Origin of the sequence: Mesorhizobium sp. M4A.F.Ca.ET.020.02.1.1 (genome assembly GCF_004022645.1) — a bacterium.
In the GTDB taxonomy this organism is placed as follows: Bacteria; Pseudomonadota; Alphaproteobacteria; order Rhizobiales; family Rhizobiaceae; genus Mesorhizobium.
Window position 1 is genome coordinate 1 of sequence record NZ_RZOI01000677.1, and the last position, 3,237, is coordinate 3,237.

Sequence of the window (3,237 nt, forward strand, 5' to 3'; positions counted from 1 at the left end):
GGAAGAGGCGGACGCTGTGGGGCGTTCGCAGCCTTCCTGCTCGGTCGTGCTTGGCGACGATGTTTCCGAGTTGATGCGCCAGCAGGGCGGCCTTACGACGCTGGAGGATGGCTTGTCGCTGGAAGAAATCCTGCCGAGGATGGCCTCGGCGAACGCTTATCTCGGTGCCGACGCCGTGCGCGATGCGCTGGACACCGGCGCCGAGATTGTGGTGACGGGACGAGTGGCCGACCCTTCGCTGTTCCTAGGCCCGATGATGCATCATCTCGGCTGGTCTTATGACGACCTGGACCGTCTCGCCGCCGGCACGCTGACTGGCCATCTTCTAGAGTGCTCCGGCCAACTCACCGGGGGGTGCTTCGCCGATCCCGGACGCAAGGAAGTCGAAGACCTTGCTGGCCTCGGCTATCCTTTCGCTGACGTTTCGCAGGATGGGAAAGTCACCCTGTCGAAAACCCCAAAAAGCGGTGGTCGGCTCGACCGTGCCACCTGCACAGAACAACTCCTTTACGAAATCCATGACCCCTCCCGCTATATCACGCCAGACTGCGTGCTGGACGTCACAGGCGTCGAATTCATCCAGCGCGCCAGCGACCGCGTCGAGGTCGTCGGCGCCGCCGCGCGCCCACGTACAAGGTCGTCGTCGGCTATTTCGACGGCTATATCGGGATCGGCGAGATGGGCTTCGCCGGGATCAATGCCGTGGCCCGCGCCCGGCTTGGCGCGGACGTGGTCAAGGCCAGATTGCAAGCTCAGGGGTTCGCTTACTCCGAAATGAGGGTCGACTTGATCGGCATGACGAGCCTGCATGGCGAGGACGCCTCCCGACCGGAGCCGTATGAAGTCAGGCTTCGGGTGGCCGCGCGGGCCACCGACCGGAAAGCCGCCGCCGCCGTGGGCGCGGAGGTGCGTGGGTTGCATATGCAGGGGCCCACCGGTGCGGGAGGCGGCTACAGCCTGGGCGTCCAGGAGGTGCTGGCTGTGAAATCGGTTTTATTGCCACGCCATTTCGTCAGGCATCGGGTTGAGGTGATCGGCCATGTGCAGTGAGCAGGTTCGACCCTCGCGCGGGGCTCGCACCCGTGTCTACGATCTTGCGCACGCGCGGGCGGGCGACAAGGGCAACACCTCGAACATTTCGGTAATTGCCTATGACGAGGAGGCGTGGCTGCTGCTACGCGAGCGTTTGACCGTGGAACGCGTTGCTATGGCCTTCCGCCATATCGCGGCGGGTCCTGTACGCCGGTACGAACTGCCGAAATTGCACGCCTTGAACTTCGTCATCGAAAACGCGCTCGGGGGCGGCGTGACTCGCTCACTGGCACAGGATCCGCATGGCAAGAGCCTGAGCGCGCTGATGCTGACGATCGATCTGGGGAAGCTGGAGTCCGGAGATTGATGGACAAGACGCTACGCAAAGGTCTTCAGCTTGTCGAAGCTCTAGCTTCCAGCAATACGCCACGAGGCGCCGCTGAACTCGGGCGCGAGCTCGCTCTTACGCGCTCGAATGTCTCGCGGCTGCTTGGTACGCTCGCTATCCTGGGCTATGTGCGCAGGGCCGACGATGCGGGCCGCTACGTCGCGACGCTCAAAACCTGGGAAATCGGCATGCGCATCATGCGCCGCGATCCGCTGCGGCGCACCGCGCAGCCGTTCCTACGCGCTTTGCATGCCGAAGTCGGTCTCAATGTTTTTCTGTCGGTGCTCGAGGGCGGTGATGTCCTGTACATCGACAAGGTCGAAGCCGAAACGATCTCGCACGTTTCGGCGCAGCCCGGGATGCGTCTGCCGGCATTTCTCGTGTCCTCGGGCCACGCCATGCTTGCCTGGCATGAACCGAGCACGGTAGCGGCAAGGGTCCAGGTTCATCCTCGCGCGGACGGACTGGACATGACCGCACTTGGCGCCGACCTTTTCCTGACGCGAGAGCGCGGCTTTGCGATGACAGTGGACGGATCGCGCCAAGGGGTCGTAAGTCTCTCGGCGCCGATCCTCGTTGATGGATACCCGATCGCTGCGGTCGCGATATCCGGACCGAAGAACGAGGTGACGGAAGCTCGTCGTCAAGTCTTGGTGTCGGCGTTGCGAAACGCTGCGGCCAGGATTTCCGAGACGCTTAGTGATCTTGGACAGGTGGACTATGGCGAAACGGCCGGCAAGGCGATGGGCTGGTCCGGCTAGCGATGTGTGAACGACGCGGTCGCCTCTTCCTTCACTTGGCGCGCAAGCGCGGATGGATGGCGTTCTTCTTCCAGCTGAGCTCGGAGTCGATCTCGCGGATTTCCAGCGACAGCGCGAAATGCGGCGTGGCGAACAGCGATGCCAGATGATCGGCAACAGCCGCGAAGATCGCCTCGCCCGCGCTTTTCTTTTCCGCCGCACTACGGCCTTTGCCGATGCGGAAATTCATGTCGATGAAGCTGTTCTCAGGCAAAAGGTCGGCAATCGCGTAGGCTTCCGCGCGGAAGGCGCGCACCCTGATCGCGCCCGGTTCGAACAGCCCGGTTTCGAGGATGGTGCGCGAGACCAGCGTGCAGAGTTCGCCCATGTCGAGCTTCGCGTCGAGATTCGCCGAATATTCGATCGCCATATGGGGCAAGGTTTCCTCCGACGGCAGTACCGATCCTGTAGTTAACATGTGAATTACATCTTGACGATCGGATGTCAAGCGTCATTGTCTAAGCCAATGGATCGTCCCAGCTGGATTGTCGCTCGCGGCTAAATTGCGGATATAAGCGGCAATCCGAGCATTTATTTGCCTGAGTCGTACTGGATTCAATTTTTCGGAGACCTGATTTTGCTACCGCCCAACACTCGCCGATCCTTGCCAATGGCCCTTTTGCGCGCCCGCGAAGTGATCATGGCGCATTTCCGGCCGATGCTCGCCCGCCACGACATCACCGAGCAGCAATGGCGCGTGCTGCGCGTGCTCGCCGAGACCGGCCCGCTGGAGGCGACCGAGCTCGCCAACAGCGCCTCGATCTTGCCGCCCAGCCTCACTCGCATCATCAAGGCGATGGAGGAGCGGGAGTTCATCACCCGCAACAAGGTCAAGGATGATGGCCGCCGCGCCTTGCTCGCCATCCGCCCAGCCGGCCTGGCGCTGATCGAGGAGCTCGCGCCCGAGCGCATCGCCATCTACGACGCGATCGAGAAACGCTACGGCGCCGAGGAGCACGAGCGACTGCTGGATATGCTGGAAAGCCTGATCCAGTCGGAGTCGACGGAAGGCTGAGC

At 62.5% G+C, this 3,237-nt stretch carries 6 protein-coding genes; 5 read left to right on the forward strand and 1 reads right to left on the reverse strand.

All coding sequences use genetic code 11. The features are described from left to right. The 4 genes from EN742_RS29145 to EN742_RS29155 form a co-directional block, all read left to right on the forward strand. A partial coding sequence (locus EN742_RS29145; protein WP_210214486.1) for an acyclic terpene utilization AtuA family protein occupies nucleotides 1-778 on the forward strand: 778 nt, incomplete at its 5' end. An 8-nt stretch (nucleotides 779-786) separates the two neighbouring features. Beyond that, nucleotides 787-1,050 (forward strand): hypothetical protein, encoded by a 264-nt coding sequence (locus tag EN742_RS38800; protein WP_210214487.1) that lies wholly within the window; start codon nucleotides 787-789, stop codon nucleotides 1,048-1,050. Further along, nucleotides 1,040-1,399, forward strand: a complete 360-nt coding sequence (locus tag EN742_RS29150) for a hypothetical protein (RefSeq protein ID WP_128333569.1) — start codon at nucleotides 1,040-1,042, stop codon at nucleotides 1,397-1,399. The genes EN742_RS38800 and EN742_RS29150 overlap by 11 nt, the downstream gene beginning before the upstream one ends. After that, nucleotides 1,399-2,181: an IclR family transcriptional regulator gene (locus tag EN742_RS29155; protein ID WP_128333570.1), complete on the forward strand. Its 783-nt coding sequence runs from the start codon at nucleotides 1,399-1,401 to the stop codon at nucleotides 2,179-2,181. Before EN742_RS29150 ends, EN742_RS29155 begins: the two co-directional genes overlap by 1 nt. A gap of 31 nt (nucleotides 2,182-2,212) precedes the next feature. Here the strand turns inward: EN742_RS29155 and EN742_RS29160 are convergent, their stop codons facing one another. Next, nucleotides 2,213-2,599 carry a 5-carboxymethyl-2-hydroxymuconate Delta-isomerase gene (locus EN742_RS29160; protein ID WP_128333571.1) on the reverse strand — a complete coding sequence of 129 codons (387 nt, stop codon included), beginning with the start codon at nucleotides 2,597-2,599 and terminating at the stop codon, nucleotides 2,213-2,215. A 231-nt stretch (nucleotides 2,600-2,830) separates the two neighbouring features. Between EN742_RS29160 and hpaR the strand changes: the two genes are divergently transcribed. Next, nucleotides 2,831-3,235 carry a homoprotocatechuate degradation operon regulator HpaR gene (hpaR, locus tag EN742_RS29165; protein WP_245492422.1) on the forward strand — a complete coding sequence of 135 codons (405 nt, stop codon included), beginning with the start codon at nucleotides 2,831-2,833 and terminating at the stop codon, nucleotides 3,233-3,235. The last annotated feature ends 2 nt before the right edge of the window (nucleotides 3,236-3,237 follow it).

What these genes read in the sequence shown, in the direction of transcription:
- hpaR (WP_245492422.1), top strand. Translation starts at nt 2,831, where the DNA reads ATGGCCCTTTTGCGCGCCCGCGAAGTGATCATGGCGCATTTCCGGCCG.
- EN742_RS29155 (WP_128333570.1), top strand. Translation starts at nt 1,399, where the DNA reads ATGGACAAGACGCTACGCAAAGGTCTTCAGCTTGTCGAAGCTCTAGCT.
- EN742_RS29150 (WP_128333569.1), top strand. Translation starts at nt 1,040, where the DNA reads ATGTGCAGTGAGCAGGTTCGACCCTCGCGCGGGGCTCGCACCCGTGTC.